Source organism: Brevundimonas sp. FV1ps31S, assembly GCF_058681265.1.
Map to the genome: position 1 here is coordinate 1989299 of NZ_CM178735.1, position 15576 is coordinate 2004874.

At 65.6% G+C, this 15576-nt stretch carries 8 protein-coding genes; 4 read left to right on the plus strand and 4 right to left on the minus strand.

Going from position 1 to position 15576, the window contains the following annotated elements:
• The first annotated feature begins 47 nt into the window (after positions 1 to 47).
• Positions 48 to 2771: a TonB-dependent receptor gene (locus ACVPT3_RS09390; protein WP_492040650.1), complete on the plus strand. Its 2724-nt coding sequence runs from the start codon at positions 48 to 50 to the stop codon at positions 2769 to 2771.
• A 100-nt stretch (positions 2772 to 2871) separates the two neighbouring features.
• Here the strand turns inward: ACVPT3_RS09390 and ACVPT3_RS09395 are convergent, their stop codons facing one another.
• Complete coding sequence (locus tag ACVPT3_RS09395) at positions 2872 to 4260, minus strand: glycoside hydrolase family 28 protein (RefSeq protein WP_492040651.1); 1389 nt, start codon at positions 4258 to 4260, stop codon at positions 2872 to 2874.
• A 217-nt stretch (positions 4261 to 4477) separates the two neighbouring features.
• Here ACVPT3_RS09395 and ACVPT3_RS09400 point away from each other — a divergent pair, with 217 nt between their 5' ends.
• Complete coding sequence (locus tag ACVPT3_RS09400) at positions 4478 to 6730, plus strand: glycoside hydrolase family 88 protein (RefSeq protein WP_492040652.1); 2253 nt, start codon at positions 4478 to 4480, stop codon at positions 6728 to 6730.
• A gap of 57 nt (positions 6731 to 6787) precedes the next feature.
• Here ACVPT3_RS09400 and manD read toward each other — a convergent pair whose 3' ends face one another.
• From manD to ACVPT3_RS09415, 3 genes are all read right to left on the minus strand, one after another.
• Positions 6788 to 8029, minus strand: a complete 1242-nt coding sequence (gene manD / locus ACVPT3_RS09405) for a D-mannonate dehydratase ManD (RefSeq protein ID WP_492040653.1) — start codon at positions 8027 to 8029, stop codon at positions 6788 to 6790.
• A 153-nt stretch (positions 8030 to 8182) separates the two neighbouring features.
• Positions 8183 to 9442, minus strand: a complete 1260-nt coding sequence (locus ACVPT3_RS09410; protein ID WP_492040654.1) for an alginate lyase family protein — start codon at positions 9440 to 9442, stop codon at positions 8183 to 8185.
• Positions 9442 to 12261 carry a TonB-dependent receptor gene (locus tag ACVPT3_RS09415; RefSeq protein ID WP_492040655.1) on the minus strand — a complete coding sequence of 940 codons (2820 nt, stop codon included), beginning with the start codon at positions 12259 to 12261 and terminating at the stop codon, positions 9442 to 9444. Before ACVPT3_RS09415 ends, ACVPT3_RS09410 begins: the two co-directional genes overlap by 1 nt.
• A gap of 158 nt (positions 12262 to 12419) precedes the next feature.
• On the opposite strand from ACVPT3_RS09415, the gene ACVPT3_RS09420 reads away from it, so the two are divergent.
• Together ACVPT3_RS09420 and ACVPT3_RS09425 are read left to right on the plus strand one after the other, a co-directional pair.
• Positions 12420 to 13598 (plus strand): glycoside hydrolase family 88/105 protein, encoded by a 1179-nt coding sequence (locus tag ACVPT3_RS09420; RefSeq protein ID WP_492040656.1) that lies wholly within the window; start codon positions 12420 to 12422, stop codon positions 13596 to 13598.
• A gap of 107 nt (positions 13599 to 13705) precedes the next feature.
• Complete coding sequence (locus ACVPT3_RS09425; RefSeq protein ID WP_492040657.1) at positions 13706 to 15565, plus strand: hypothetical protein; 1860 nt, start codon at positions 13706 to 13708, stop codon at positions 15563 to 15565.
• Positions 15566 to 15576: the final 11 nt, after the last annotated feature.

Below are 15576 nucleotides of genomic sequence, written 5' to 3' on the forward strand. Positions count from 1 at the left end.
ACCGGTGCCATGCAGCACTGGGGTGGGGAGAAAACAGGATGCAGCGGATGAACCTCCGTAACTCGTGCGCCGTCGGCGTGTCCCTGGCGGCGCTCTCGTTCGCCGTCCCGGCCATGGCCCAGACCGGCCCGCAGGAGCCCGCGCCGACCGGCGTCGCGGCCGAATCGGCCACACAGGTCGACGAGATCGTCGTCACCGGCTTTCGTTCCAGCCTCCAGCAGGCCCTGAACATCAAGCGCAGCGAAGCCGGCGCGGTCGACGCCATCCTGGCCGAGGACATCGCCGACTTCCCCGACCAGAACCTGGCCGAAGCCATCCAGCGCCTGCCGGGCGTAACCATCGACCGGGTCAACGGCCAGGGTACGACCATTTCGGTGCGTGGCCTGAGCGCCGACTTCACCCGCACGCGCATCAACGGGCTTGAGGCCCAGGCGGCGTCGGGCGGCAACCGCAACCGCAGCTTCGATTTCTCGATGTTCGCGTCGGAGCTGTTCAACAGCATCAAGGTCCGCAAGACTCAGTCGGCGGAGATCGAGGAAGGCTCGCTGGGAGCGACCGTCGACCTGCAGACCGGCCGTCCGATGGATTTCGGCGGCAGTGGACTGAACTCGGCCCTGTCGGCGCAGGCGTCGTATAACGACCTATCGGAGAAGACCATTCCCCGCCTGGCCAGTCTGTTGAGCTGGACCAATGAGAATAGGACCTTCGGTGCGCTGGTGTCGGTCGCCTATTCCGAACGCGCGCCGATCCTGGAGAGCTTCAATACGACGCGCTGGCAGAAGGGCGATCCCAGCCGCGCCTATGGCGTGGGCCAGAACCTCGGCGGCTGCATCCCCTGCACCACCGAGGCGCAGCGGACCGAGGTGTTGAGCGCCTTTTATCCGCGCATCCCCCGCTACACGTTCGGCAGCACCGAGGAAGACCGCTTGGGCGTGACCGGCGCGCTGCAATGGCGCCCCAGTGATCGTACGGAAGTAGTGCTGGACCTCCTGTGGTCGCGCCTCAACTCCGAGCTTGAAAGCCCGAACGTCGAGGCCTGGTCGTTCAGTCGCGCCGCAGTGAACAACGTCGTCGTACGCGACTATGCCATCGACACGGCCAAGAACGCCTTCTCCTACGGCGTCTTCGACAATGTTCTGGTGCGCTCGGAGAACGGCTTCACGCGCAATGAAAGCACCTTCGCCCAGGCTTCGCTGAACGTCCGCCACGAGTTCACCGACCGCCTGCGCGGCAATCTGAAGCTGGGCGCCAACAAGTCGGAGGCCCGCACGCCGCTGAACGTCGCCTACGCCTTCGAGCAGTCGGACGTGGATGGCTATACAATTGACTTCCGCGGCGATGACCGCCTGCCAATGATCAACTACGGCTTTGACACCACCTCGGGCGAGGATTTCACTCTGATCCAGGCCACCCGGAGCTCCAGCGGCGGCGACTTCGAGAACAATGTCGCGGCGGGGGCGCTGCAGTACGACTGGAATCCGGCGGTCTCGTTCAAATTCGGCGGCGAGTACCGCACCTACGGCTTCAGCACCTTTGGGGTTTCGCGTGCGAACACCGCCACTGTGGGCGCCGACCGGCTCACTGGGGTGGATTCGATCGGCAAGGTCGTCAGCATCGACGGCAAGATCGGCGTGCCAGCGGGGTCGAGCCTGAACTACATCGTGCCCGACATCGAAAAGATCGCCGAGTTCCTTAGCGTCTACGACGACCCGCTCGTTCCCAACCGCAGCGAACGGGAAGTGGACGAGACGGACCAGGGCGTCTTCCTGCAGTCGGATTTCAACACCCAGTTGGCGAACATCACGGTACGGGGGAACGTCGGGGTCCGCTACGCCAAGACCGAAGTCGAGTCCAAGGGCTGGCAAACGATCACCACGCCGAGCGGCCCGACCTATGAATACGTCACCGCCAACAACGACTACGACGACGTCCTGCCGTCGCTCAACCTGGCGGTGGAGCCGCGCGAGGATCTGGTCATCCGTCTGGGCGCGGCCAAGGTGATGTCTCGGCCCTCGCTGGGCGACCTGACCCCCGGCGGCGGCGTCTCGCCCACCACCCGCACCGTCTCCTACGGCAACCCGCTACTCGATCCGTTCCGCGCCACCAACTATGACTTCTCCGTCGAATGGTACTTCCAGAACGAAGGCCTGTTGGCCGCTGCGGTCTTCTACAAGGACATCGACAGCTTCATCACCTCAGTGACGGAATCGGTCGTGTGGAGCGACCTCGGCCTGCCCGACGAGTTGCTGCAAGGCGCCGCGCGTCCGACCGACGTCTTCCAGGTCACGCGCAAGCTGAACGGCCAGGGCGGCGAGTTGCACGGGCTGGAAATCCAGTACCAGCAGCCGTTCACCTTCCTGCCGGGCGTCTGGTCGAACTTCGGCTTCATCGGCAACTTCACCTACGTCGATTCCGAGGTCGACTACGGCGCCGCCGGCAAGAACCGCCTGACCGGCCAGTCCAAGAACACCGTCAATGCGACGTTGTACTATGAGGACGGCCCCTTCCAGGCGCGCGTGTCGGGCGCCTACCGCAGCGGCTATCTGATGTCGTTCCCGGGCAGCAACGGCAACTCGGAAGAGGGGATGAACGCGACGACCTATGTCGACGCCTCGATGTCCTACGACGTCACCGACAACCTGACCTTCTCGCTGGAGGGCATCAACCTGACCGACGAATACAACGATCGCTATGTCGATGTGACGAACCGCATCTCGGATTACCGTCACACCGGCCGTGAGATCGCTGTGGGATTGCGCTGGAAGTACTGACTTCCCTCCCTGACTCTTTCAGCGCGATTGACTGGGCCCGGAGCGAACCGCTCCGGGCCCTTCTTTCATGAGGCCGCCGCCTCGGGATCAAGTCGGCGGATCAGGCGCGGTCTCGCAGGCCGGTCACGCCGGCGGAGTCCGTCACGCGCGGCGCGCTGCCGTCCAGGGTGTCGATGTTGCAGTCGACGAAGCGCCAGTTCTCGGCGTTGGCGATGGTCCCCGCGTCGTGGACGTCCCAGTCCAGGCGCTCGAAGACGAAGTCCTTCAGCGGCGCCTCGGGATAGGCGGCGGCCTCGAAGCCGACCTTGCCGCCCACGGCCTTGATGTCGGACAGACGGACGTCGTGGATGCGGGGAATGCCCTGCTCGCGCGGCACCGGCCTCGCCAGGGCGCGCCAGTAGTCCGGAACCTCGGCGATCCCAGGCGGAATCTGGGCGTAGCTGTAGTTGGGGTACCAGTTCAGGTTCACCCGGAACAGGGTGCGCACGTCCTGCAGGTGGATGTCGCGCAGGCGGATGTTGGAGATGACGCCGCCGCGCGTATGGCCCGACTTGAAGAAGACGCCCAGCGGCACCGGATATTCGATCCTGAGGCCGGACACCTCGATGTCTTCGAACCCGCCGGAAGTCTCGCTGCCGAAGGTCATACCCGCCAGGGCGTCGCGCACGACACAGTCCTTCACCCGCACCTGACGACAGGGCCGGGCCACGCGCAGCCCGTCCCAGTCGCGGCCGGCCTTGATGCACAGGGCGTCGTCGTTGACGGCGATGTCGCACCGCTCGACCAGCACGCGTTCCGAGGAATCGATGTCGACGCCGTCGGTGGACGGGCCACGCCCGCCGATGTTGTTGCGGATGATCAGGTCGGAGACCGTCACGTCTCGCGAATAGCAGACATGGACGCTCCAGAAGCCGGACCGCGCCAGGTTCAGGCCCGAGACTTCGACCTGATCGGACTCATAGACGTGGACAAGACGAGGACGGCGGCAGTCGTAGTCGGCGGCCCAACGGAGGTCGCGCGGATCATAGTCGCGCCGCATCGCCCAGTAGCTGTCCCAGAACACCTGGCCATCGCCGTCCACCAGACCCTCGCCGGTGATCTTCGCATTCTGCTGACGATAGACATTGAGCAGGGCGGCGGGCCAATCCATCTCGATCCCGGCCACACGCGTGCGGATCATCGGATAGGCCGCGATGTCCTGAAGCCCGCGGATGGTGGCGCCGCGGCCGATCATCAAGGTCACGCCCGACTTCACGAACAGCGAACCGGACAGGTAAAGACCGGGCGTGATCACCACGGTTCCACCGCCCTGCGCCGCCGCCGCATCGATGGCGGCCTGGATCGGGCGGGTGTTGATCGTCTCGCCGTCGCCGACCGCGCCATAGTCTCCAGCCTTGAAGACCTTGCCGCCCTGGGCCTGGGCGAAGACGGGAGCCGCCGAGGCCAGGGCCCCGGTCAGACCGAGGCGCAGGAGGGATCGTCGATGCATGGCTCAGCCTTTCCGGATCAGGACACGATGACGCATTTCGTCTCCCACATTCTGTTCTTCCGTCTCACGATAGCGGACGCTATGTTCAAGGCAAGCCGAAGCGGGTCGTGTGGACGCGCTTCCTGTCGTAAAAGACACCGGTTACCGGGGCGTCCTCGCCCGCAGACGACAACGAACCAGAGAGCGACGCCTCGACGCGTCGCCGGAGGAAAGACCCATGCCCCTGCCCTCTCGCGCCGGCCTCGGCCTGATCGCCATGCTGATGTCCGCCGCCGCGTCCGGTCCGGTCCTGGCCCAGGCCGCCGCCGCCCTGCCGCCGGGGGTCGAGGCCGAATGGCTGAGCCCGCGCGCGCGCCCCGTTCTTTATACCGAGGTCTCCGGCCTGCCCTCGCGCAACGACACGATGGCGGCGGTCGAATATGTCGCCTCGTCCCAGATCGCCGCCATGGCGGCCGAGCCCCTCGCCCTGTCGACCGGCAGCAATCTGACGCAGATGTCGTCGAACTGGGTGGCGGCGACCTTCTACGTTGGGGCGGCGCGCCTGGCGCGCGTGTCGGACGATCCGGAGACCCTGCGCTTCCTCAGCGCCGTGGCCGACCATTACAATTACAGCCTGCGCGGCGCGCGATCGGGCAAGACCCTGCTGAACGCCGACGATATCGCCATCGGCGACCTGTACGAAGAGTTGTACGCCCGGCGCGGCCAGGAAGGCGTGCTGATGCCGCTGCGCCAGCGGTTGGACTGGCAGGTCCCCTATCTGGCGCGCGCGCAGGAGACGCCCGCCCTGGTCTGGTGGTGGGCCGACGCCCTCTATATGGCGCCGCCCGTGCTGGCGCGAATGTCGGCGATCACCGGCGATCCGAAATACCTGAAGGCCGCTGACAAGGAGTGGCGGCGCACAGCGGAGCGGCTTTGGGTCCCAGAGGAAAGGCTGTTCCTGCGCGACGAGCGGTTCAAGGACGAGAACCACCGCGACGCCGACGGCGACCGCATCTACTGGTCGCGCGCCAATGGCTGGGTCATGGGCGGGCTGGCGCGCTGGCTCGAGTCGGTCCCGGCCGACCTGCCGGACCGCAGCTTCTACGTCGACATCTTCCAGAAGATGTCCGCACGGATCGCCGAACTGCAGCAGGACGACGGCCTGTGGCGCGCCAGCCTTCTGGATCCCGCAGCCTATCCCGAGGCGGAAACCTCCGGTTCGGTCTTCTACGTCTACGCCCTGGCCTGGGGGATCAACCACGGCCTGCTCGACCGCGAGACCTACCTGCCCCATGTGCTCAAGGGCTGGGCGGCGCTGAACCGTCATGTGCTGGCGAACGGCCTGGTGGGCGCTGCGCAGAAGACGGGCGACCAGCCGGTCTCCACCGCGCCCGGCGACACAGGCCTTTACGTCTCGGGGACCTATATCCTGGCGGGCCTTGAGATCGCGGCGTTGAACGGGCCCGCCCGGACCTTGCCGGAGGCGGAGCCCGCACGCGACACGCCGGAGGTGATCGCCGCCACCACGCCGATCCCGCCCGCGCCCACGACCGTAGTCGGCCCGGAAGAAACCCGCCGGCGCGAGGCCGAGATGCGCGCCACCGGCGCCCTGTCCTACGATCCCGCCGACCTGGGCCGGCCCTCAACCATCGAAAGGCTGGAGCCGCCGACGGCGGCCCAACAGGTCCCGCGCGCCGTCGCCCGGTTTGCGCCCGACCGTCTGGACGACCTATTGTGGGAGAACGACCGCGTCGCCCATCGTATCTATGGCCCGGCGCTGGAGGCGCGCGAGGCCCCGTCCGGCTCGGGCATCGACGTCTGGGCCAAGCGGGTCCGCTATCCCTTCATGGACCGCCAGCTGAAGTTCCCGAACTATCACACCGATCGGGGCGAGGGCCTGGACTATTATGACGTCGGCCGCGGACGCGGCGCGGGCGGCCTGGGCGTCTGGTATGACAACAAACTGTGGACCAGCCGCAACTTCTCCACCTACGAGATTGAACGCACAGGCGGGGACGAGGCGCGGTTCAGCGTGACCTATCGGCCCTGGCCGGTCGATGTGGTCCGCAACGTCTGGGAAACGCGTGACTTCAGCCTACCGCTGGGGTCGAACTTCACCCGCATGACCTCGACCCTGCACTCGAACACCGACGCTCCCCTGATCGTCGGCATCGGCATCTCCAAGCGGCGCAACGAAAACGGCGCGGGCTTCGTGACCCGTGACGCCGAACGGGGGCGGCTGATGTTCTGGGAGCCGGAGAATCCCGAACATGGAAGCCTGGGCCTGGTCATTGCTGTGGACCCCGCAATGGTCGAGGGCTTCGCCGAAGATGCGGACAATTATCTGATCCTGGTCCGCGTCACGCCGGGCCGACCCTTCACCTACTATATGGGCTCGGCCTGGTCCGGGGGCCTCGACTTCGCCGATCGGCAGGCGTGGGAGGGCTTTGTGGCCGGCCAGACGTTCGATTTCGACGCCCCGGAACAGTGATCCTGGCCCCAGGCGGCGCGGCCGGCGCGTCAGAACGCCGGCCGCGCCGCGCGGGTCTCACCAGCTGTGCAGCGTCCCGTCTTCAAGACGGTTCACGGGCAGGTAGGCGCGTTGATAGGCGTGCTGCGCCGCCAGAGCTTCGTCAATGTCGACTCCCAGGCCCGGCTGCTCTCCCGGGTGCAGCATGCCGTCGGCGAAACCATAGGCGTGAGGGAAGACGGCGTCGGTCTCCGGCGTATGGCGCATATATTCCTGAATGCCGAAATTCGGAATCGAGACACCGAAATGCAGGGCCGCCGCCATGGAGATCGGCGAAAGATCGGTGGCCCCATGGCATCCGGTGCGCACGCCGTAGAGGTCCGCCAGGGCGGCGATGCGGCGCAGATGGGTGATGCCCCCCGCGTGCACCACGGTGGCGCGGATGTAGTCGATCAGCCGCTCCTCGATGAGTTGCTTGCAGTCCCAGATCGAATTGAAGACTTCGCCCACGGCCAGCGGGCTGGTGGTGTGCTGGCGGATCAAGCGGAAGGCGGCCTGATCCTCGGCCGGAGTGGCGTCCTCCAGCCAGAAGGGGCGGAACGGCTCCAGGTCCTTGCCCAGCCGCCCCGCCTCGATCGGCGTCAGCCGGTGATGGATGTCGTGCAACAGGTGCATGTCCCAGCCCAGCGTCTCGCGCGCCGCCTCGAACAGAGCCGGGACGGAGCGAAGATATTTCGCGCTGGACCAGACGTTCTCCGTCGGAAGATCGGCGTCGGCGGGCTCGTAATAGCCGAAGGTTCCGGCCACGCCATAGGTCGATTTCAGTCCGGGCACGCCAGATTGAAGCCGGATCGCCTTGTAGCCCATGTCGGCGTACCGCTTCGCCTCGGCGATCGTCTGTTCGACCGTCTCGCCATTGGCATGGCCATAGACCATCACGCCCTCGCGGCAGGCCCCACCCAGCAGCTGGTACAGGGGCAGGCCTGCAGCCTTGGCCTTCAGATCCCAAAGCGCCATGTCGACGGCGGCGATGGCTGACATGGTCACCGGGCCGCGACGCCAATAGCCGCCCTTGTAGAGGTACTGCCAGGTGTCCTCGATCCGGTGCCCGTCGCGCCCGATCAGGCAGGGGATGACGTGGTCGGCCAGATAGCTCGCGACCGACAGCTCGCGGCCGTTCAGCGTGGCGTCGCCGACGCCCGTCAGACCGCTCTTCGTCTCGATCTTCAACGTCACGAAGTTGCGCCCCGGGCTGGTCACGATCACCCGGGCGTTGGTGATGGTCAGGTCGCCGAAACGGTGGAGAGATGAAGTCGTCATATAGGCCATGTGTCTTGTTTCGGCCGCGCCGACTCGACCGAGGGATGCAAACTACTCATATCAAAATGACCACTCCGGCGGCGGACACCCGAAGACTGCACAACGATGTCGCCGGCCGACGCCGGTTGCTGCGGCGCACGGCCATCTGACGCCTCAGTCGGCAGCATAGGGCGGCACACGCAGGGTCAGATCGCTTTCGGCGTGGCGCTGCTCATAGAGTTGCGCCTTCGCGGCATAGGTCGGATCGCCCCAGGCCCAGGCCGCTCGTGTCAGGACTTCATACAGGCTCAGGGTCTCGGTCTTATCCAATTCCGGCCACGGCCAGTCCTGCTCTCGCCCCGCCCAGGCCGCCAGGAAATCCGTCGCGCGGCGCAGGGAACGGCCGTCCACCGATCTATGGTTCCACAGATCCGCGCCCACGCAACGGGCCTCGTCCGCCAGATCGAAGGCGGCCGTCATGGTCCAGGTCGAATAATGCAGCGAGCGGGACCGCTCCAACTCGCGAGGCCAAGCGCCCTCCGGCCCGATCTGGGCGTCCAGCCGGCGCGCTCCTGCCCTTTCGGCGACCGCCCGGGCCACGTCGTCCATACCGGCGAAAAGGGCAAAATGCGTGATCAGAGTATCGTAGTAGAGACCGTGATTGTTCAGGGCCGCCCGTTCCTCACGGCCGATCGGGCTTGTCCCCATCCATTCCACAAGGTCGCCGAACCAGGCGCGGAGCCCGTCCTGTTCCGTATCCGTCAGAACACCCGTCGGCTCCAGAAGGCCGATGGATTCGACGACCCGCGACAGGCGGTGGGCGTCGATCACGCCCTCGGCCCGACCAGAGACGCGGCCCGGTACGGCCTGGCCGTGATTGAAGTTGGGATTCATCCGCGTCGCCGGATCGAGGAACCAGACGCGTATCATCTGGGCGGCCTTGTCGGCGTAGCGCCGATCGCCGGTGAAATAATGGGCCAGGGCCAGCGCCTGCACGTCCTGGCTCATTTTCTCCAGGTCTGCGACGTCGAAGCCGGCCCCGTCGCGCTCCGGATTGAACCGTCCGTCGCGGCGGATGTAGGGCAAGCCGTCAGGCTTCGCAGGGTCGGGCCACCAGTAGGGCCCCATGCTCATATAGTCGTGCTTGTCGCCGCTGGCGGGCGTCATGGTCTTGTCGACGACGGTATAGGGCTGTCGATCCAGGGCTGCGTCCGCCCTCGCCTTCAGCGGCCTCCAGGCGGGTTGGAGCGCGCCGTCGCCGAGCTCCGCCTTGGTCGTCGCCAGCCAGTCCGGGCGCCAGAGGAAGGTGCGACGGCCATCGAACTCCGCCGCATAGCCGTCCGAGCCGCGGCAGACGGGCGCCGCATGAACGCCCGTCGCCGCCGTCAGGGCGACGATCGCCCCCGCAACCGTCCGTAACCATCGGCCCTGCATCAGTAACGCAACCGAACGCCGACGAAGTAGCTTGGACCAAAGTAGCTGGATTCCGCCAGACTGCCTTCGACGGGCCGATACATGACCTGATGCTCGTCGCCGATATTGATGGCCTGGAGCTTCAGCTGGACATTGTCGGTGACGTTATAATAGGCCGAGAAATCTAGATAGCCGGCGTCATCGACCGTCCGAAGGGCGGTCAGGCCCGACGGCTTGAAGTAGTCGGACCGGTATTTGTAGACGGCCCTTAGCGACAGCGGACCCTTCTCGTAGTAGCCGGTCAGGGTGGCCACGTGCTTGGACAGGCCTGGAATGCTGACTGGATCCGTAAAGTCGATCAGCGGATTGGCCGGATCGACGGCCGACGGGTCATTATACTCGAAGTCGCTGTCATTGTAGGTGTAGCTGGCCTGAATTCCAAAGCCGTCGAAGGGCGCCGGCAGGTTCGAGAAGGCCCGGTTCACAGCGACCTCGAAGCCACGCAGATAGGATTCCTCGTCGCTGTTGGTCTCCTGCGCCACCGGCACTGTATAGCTGATCCCGTCGATGACGAAGGTCTCGCTCAGCGCACCTTGGTCGGCGGGCACGACCGCGGTCTTGATCGACTTGCTGTAGAGCGCCAGCGAATAGCTGGTGTCCCGGTCCGGATAATATTCGAACGACAGGTCGAAGTTCAGCGATTCCAGAGGCTCAAGGCGCGGATTGCCGCCGGATGCGCCCGCCAGCGCCTCTTCCGGCGTGGCGGCGTCGCCGTCGGTGATCAGGGTGCGTCCGGCGCCCAGATCCTCGATATTGGTCCGCGACAGAGCCTTGTAGACGGCGCCGCGCAGGAACAGGTTTTCCCGAAGTTCGGCGTTGAAGTTGAAGCTGGGCAGGATGTTTTCGTAGGAATGCTCGATCGTCACCGGATCGAAGGTGCCGGGTATGTTGTCGAGGCGGTAGGAGGGCACGCCCGTGACCGGATCGACCGTCGTTACAAGGGCGTAGCTGCCGCGATAGCCCTGCGAGGTGACGTCGGTCTTGACGTAGCGAACGCCGATGTTGCCGGTGACGGGGATCCCGCCGACGCTCGTGCGGAAGCTGCCCATCACATAGGCCGCGCCGATATTCTCCTGGATGTCCAAGTCGCTGGCGCTGCGCGCATCGTCAAGCGGACCCAGATCCTCGGTTCCGGCGAAGGCGGCGTACAGGCAACGGGTGTTGAATTGGGCCCAGCTGGAAATATTGGTTCCATTGTCCTCGCCCCAGTCGTCGACAACATTGTCGATCCGGCAGTTCTGGTTGCCGGCCAGCGTATTGGCCGTCGGTATGCTTTCGAGATTGTTGTCGTTATCGAGGTCGGTGACGCGGTTGTGCTCGGAATAGCGCGCGCCGACCTTGAACTGCTCCCAAAAGCCGAGACGATCATAAACGAGATCCACCCGCGCCGCGGCGATCTCGTCCACGCGATCTTCCAGGGCGCGACGCGCATAGGCGTTGCCGGTGAAGGCGTCGTGGTTGTTCAGATCAATGGGGTTCAGGAACTCGACGACCGGAATGTCGCTGCCGCCCTGGTCAAAGGTATAGGCCACGCGACCGCTGGGTCCGAAGAGGGTGTTGCTGCGCAGACGGGTGGCGAAGTCCACCTGGTTGCGATGGGTGCGGGAGTAGGACACGTCTCCGGTGACCGCCAGATTGTCCGTCGCCTGATAACGGACGTTCAGTCCGCCGCCGCCATAGTCCTCGTCGCGCGTCCGTTCCGTCGCGACCGTCTCAAGATAGCTGTTGCCGGCCCAACTGATCAGGGCGCCATTGTCCGCAACCTCGATCGGCGAAATACCGCGCCGACCCTCGGCGATTGACAGGTCGTGGCGATCTTCGAACGAGGTGCGGGTTGATAATTGCATGTCCAGGTTCACGTCCCACCGGTCGTTCGGCCGCCACTGCAGGGTGCCGGACAGGGCGCGGCGCGTGTCTTCGGTATTCAACTGCCGGAAATTGTACTGATTGGCGACGAAATAGGTCGGATTGGCGGAACCCGTGGTGAAGGTGCAGTTGCCCGTCCCCGTCCCGGTCACCAGCGTGGGGTTGGGATTGATGCTGTTGCAGGGCCGGAAGCTGGACGAGGCGGTGTAGAAATCCTCGGGCGCGGCCGAATCCGTCGTCGCGATCCCGAGCGAGACGCCGATGTCGCCGAGACCCGTTTCGAACTGGTCGACATAGGAGGCCGAGAACCGAGAGCCGATATCCGCGTCGGCCTTGTCGGCATAGGGGATGTAGTTGGCACGCGCCTCGGCCTGGAACCGGCGCCGGCCATATTCAAGGGGTCGGATGGTCCGCAGTTCGATGACGCCGGACACGCCGCCTTCGACGAAGTCCCCCTGCTGGGACTTGTAAACCAGAACGCCATTAGTCAGTTCCGATGGGAACTGCTGGAAGGAAACCGCCCGGTCGCCGCTGCCGCTCGACACCTCGCGCCCGTTCAGGGTCGAAAAGCCCAGATAGGGACCCAGCCCGCGAATGGAGATTTCTGAGGCGGATCCCTTGAATCGGTCCGCCGTGACGCCGACGATGCGCTCAAGCGTCTCGGCGACGGAATTGTCCGGCAAGGCGCCGACCTCTTCGTTGACGATGGCGTCAACGATAACAGTGGCGTTGCGCTTCACGGCCGTGGAGTTCCGCTGGGTGGCGCGGATGCCGGTGACGACGACCTCGCCGACCTCCGCCGGCCGGGTCGGTGACACCGTCCCCGCCTCCTGGGCCATGGCGGGAGCGGCGACGATCGTGATGGCCGCAGAAGCCAGCAATGCGGAACGCAGGCGCTTGGCTTGGATAATCATTGGAGTCTCCCCTCTGAGCGTTTCCCTCGCACCCGTGTTTCGGGTGTCGTATCGTCGCAGAGGCTAGACCAGATATGACACCGGTGGCAAGAATGGCCAGACCAAATTATTTGAGCCGTCCTCGATGGCGGCCGCACACCAGGGGAGGAAGAGAAGTCATGGGTCGTTTTCAAACAGCCGTCGCAAGTCTGCTGGCGATCGCAGTCTGCACGGGAATCCAGGCCTGCGCCGCCACACCGCACGCAGAAGCCTTGGCGGGCACACCCGCCGACGCCGGGGTTCTGGCCGAGGCGTCGCGTGTCGCAGACTGGCAGCTGAGCCACATGGAGCGGTTCGACTATGTCCGAACCTTTCAGCGCCAGACGGCGGATGAGACAGACTGGATCCAGGCAGCCTTCTACGCCGGCCTCGTCCGGTTCGCCGACGCGACGAACGCGGCGCGGTACGAAAAGGCTGTGGTCGATCACGGCCGCAAGAACGGCTGGGGCTACGGCGATCGACCACGCCACGCCGACGACGACGCCATCGGCCAGGCCTGGGTGTGGGCTGCCGCCAAGGTCGACGGCGCGGAAAGAGTCACCAGGCTTGCGCCTACGCGGGCGCGTTTCGACGCCGTACTGGCCGCCCCTTCCGACGTGCCCCTGCTGTTCGAGGACGCGCCGGGAGACCAGCCGTGCCAAGCACGATGGTGCTGGAGCGATGCTCTTTTCATGGCGCCGCCGGTCTGGTTCGAACTGTCGCGGCTGACCGGAGATCCCCGCTATGCGGCCCATGCGGACAAGGAATTTTGGGCCGCCACCGACCTGCTCTATGACCGCCAGGCGGGTCTCTACTATCGGGACAGCCGGTTCCTGGACCGCCGCGATGCGGACGGCCGGAAGATCTTCTGGAGTCGCGGCAATGGCTGGACCTACGCGGGGGTCGCCAAGGTGATCGGTTCCCTGCCGCAGTCCGATCCGAGACGGGCGAGATACGTCTCGCTGTATCGCGAGATGTCGGCAGCCATTGTTTCGCTGCAGCGGCCAGACGGGTACTGGCCGGTTTCCCTGCTCGATCCGTCCGGCCCACCAGAGACGAGCGGCACAGGCTTCTTCGTCTACGGCCTGGCATGGGGCGTGAACAATGGCCTGTTGGACGACGCCCGTTTCGGTCGGGCCGTGTCACGAGGTTGGGCGGCGCTGGAAAAGGCCGTCAGTGCGGATGGAAAGCTGGGCTGGGTGCAACAGGTGGGCTATGCGCCCGATCAGGTCCGGGCAGAAGATACTCAGCTTTACGGCGTGGGCGCCTACCTTATGGCCGCCTCGGAAGTCGCCGTCGCGACTGGTACGGCCAGTTGAAAATGTGGCCTGACCTGTTAGGGTCGAGCTGCTGCCCCTCCTAGGACAGTCTGTATCTCGGGACGGCCGTGTTGTGGCCGTCCCCATCTTTCCGACAAGGACATCCCATGCCGAGCAAGCTTCTGATGGGCTGCGCCCTGGGTCTGGTTGTGGCTGCTGCAGCCCCGCGCGCGGCTACCGCCCAGGTTCAGCGCGGCGTGCTCTATCACCAAGCCCCAGCCATGAACGCCGTCATCGAGACCCGCGTCAGCCCGCAGATGGACGACCTCCTCACACGACTGATCACCGAGGGGCGGGAGATGAGGCTGGACGGCGTCAAGGTGTTCGAGGCGAAGGACAAGTTTCTGCCGGGCAAGATCGCCATCGGCCTGGCCCACGCCGCCCTCGACGCGCCCGAAGACGATCCGCGCCGCGCCCGCTTCCTCGCAGGTTTCCGCCGCCTGTCGGATCTGACCATCGAGGACGTAAACGACACCTGGGGCATATATTACTACATCTCCGCCCTGCATCAGTTGGACGAGGCGGGTCTCCTCGACGAGGCCGTTTCGCCCGAGATCCTGGCCCGGCTGCGTCAAAGGCTGGACTGGCGCACCTTCGTGCGCACGGACACGCTGACCCTGGTCGATCTGCCCAACAACTATTTCGGCGTAGCCTTCAGCATCGCCCGGCTGCGTTTCCTGTTGGGGTGGGAAGACGCCTCCGCGAGCGAGGCCCTGCTGGCCAAGACCCTGGACCACTACCGCGAATATTCCGGCCAGTATGGCTTCGCCGACGAAACGGCCGGCGAGGGCCGATTTGACCGATACAGCGTGTTGCTGATCGGAGAGATCGCCCAGCGCTTCATCGAGACCGGGGTGGAGCCTCCGCAGGAGGTGCGCGACTGGCTGCGGGGGTCTGTCGACCTGCTGCTGCCCCGCTTCAACCTCCGTGGCGAGGGTTTCGAGTACGGCCGCAGCATCGGCGCCTATGGCGAAACAGCTTTCCTGGAGGTGCTTACCGCAGCTGCGGCGCTGGACCTGTTGACCGAGGAGGAAAAGCACATGGCCTACGCCTTCTCCTCCCGCATCGCGGCGCGCTACGCCCACTTCTGGCTGGACGCGGGCACGGGGTCGGTCAATCTGTGGGATCATGGTCGCAAGACCGACGCCTATCGCGGCAAGCACCGCATTCTGGGCGAGAACCTCAGTCTGTCGCACCAGCTGTTCTACACCAACGCCATCTGGAACCGGCTGGGCCTGCGCGACCAGGTCCCCGACGCCGGGTTCGAGGACTGGCTGGAGCGGCTGCCCCGGTCCAGCACCGCCTGGTTCTCGCGCGGCGAGACGGACCGCCTGTTGGTCACCTACCGCGACGGCGATCGCCTGATCGGCCTGCCGCTGATCAATGGCGCGGCTGGCCAGCATATGAACAGCCCCTATTTCCCCATTCCCTTCTCACCCGGCGTGCTGGCTGGCTCTCCGGACGAGACCTACCCGCAATTGCTGCCTCGCATCACCTTGTCCGACGGGTCCGTGCTCCAGCCCCTGGCCTGGTTCACCGAGGTGGACGTCCAGACGGAGGGCGATGTCACCCGCATCCGCTACACCTCCCCTGCCCTGGACCGGATGGGCGGCGACGCGCCTGTCCGGGACGATCGGGTGTCCGCGCGCACCACCTATATCCTCGAGCCCGGACGGGTGACACGGCGAGACGAGGTCTCGACCCGCGACGGCGCCGTGATCGAGAGCGTCGACATGGAGTTCGCCAATTTCTCGCGCGTCCCGGAGGTTCGCGACGGAGAGATCGTATTCGCGGCCGGCGAGGTTAGCGCGCTCGCGTTTTCCGGAATGGCGTGCACCGCCGCGCCGCCGCCGGACGACGAGGTCTATCAGGTTCCGGTCGGGCCGTTCTCGAACCTGGTTCGTTGCCGGACCCCGGTGGCGGAACAGACGTGGTCCGGCGGCTGGACGATCGAATTCAGGGATTGAGGGGCGCCCGG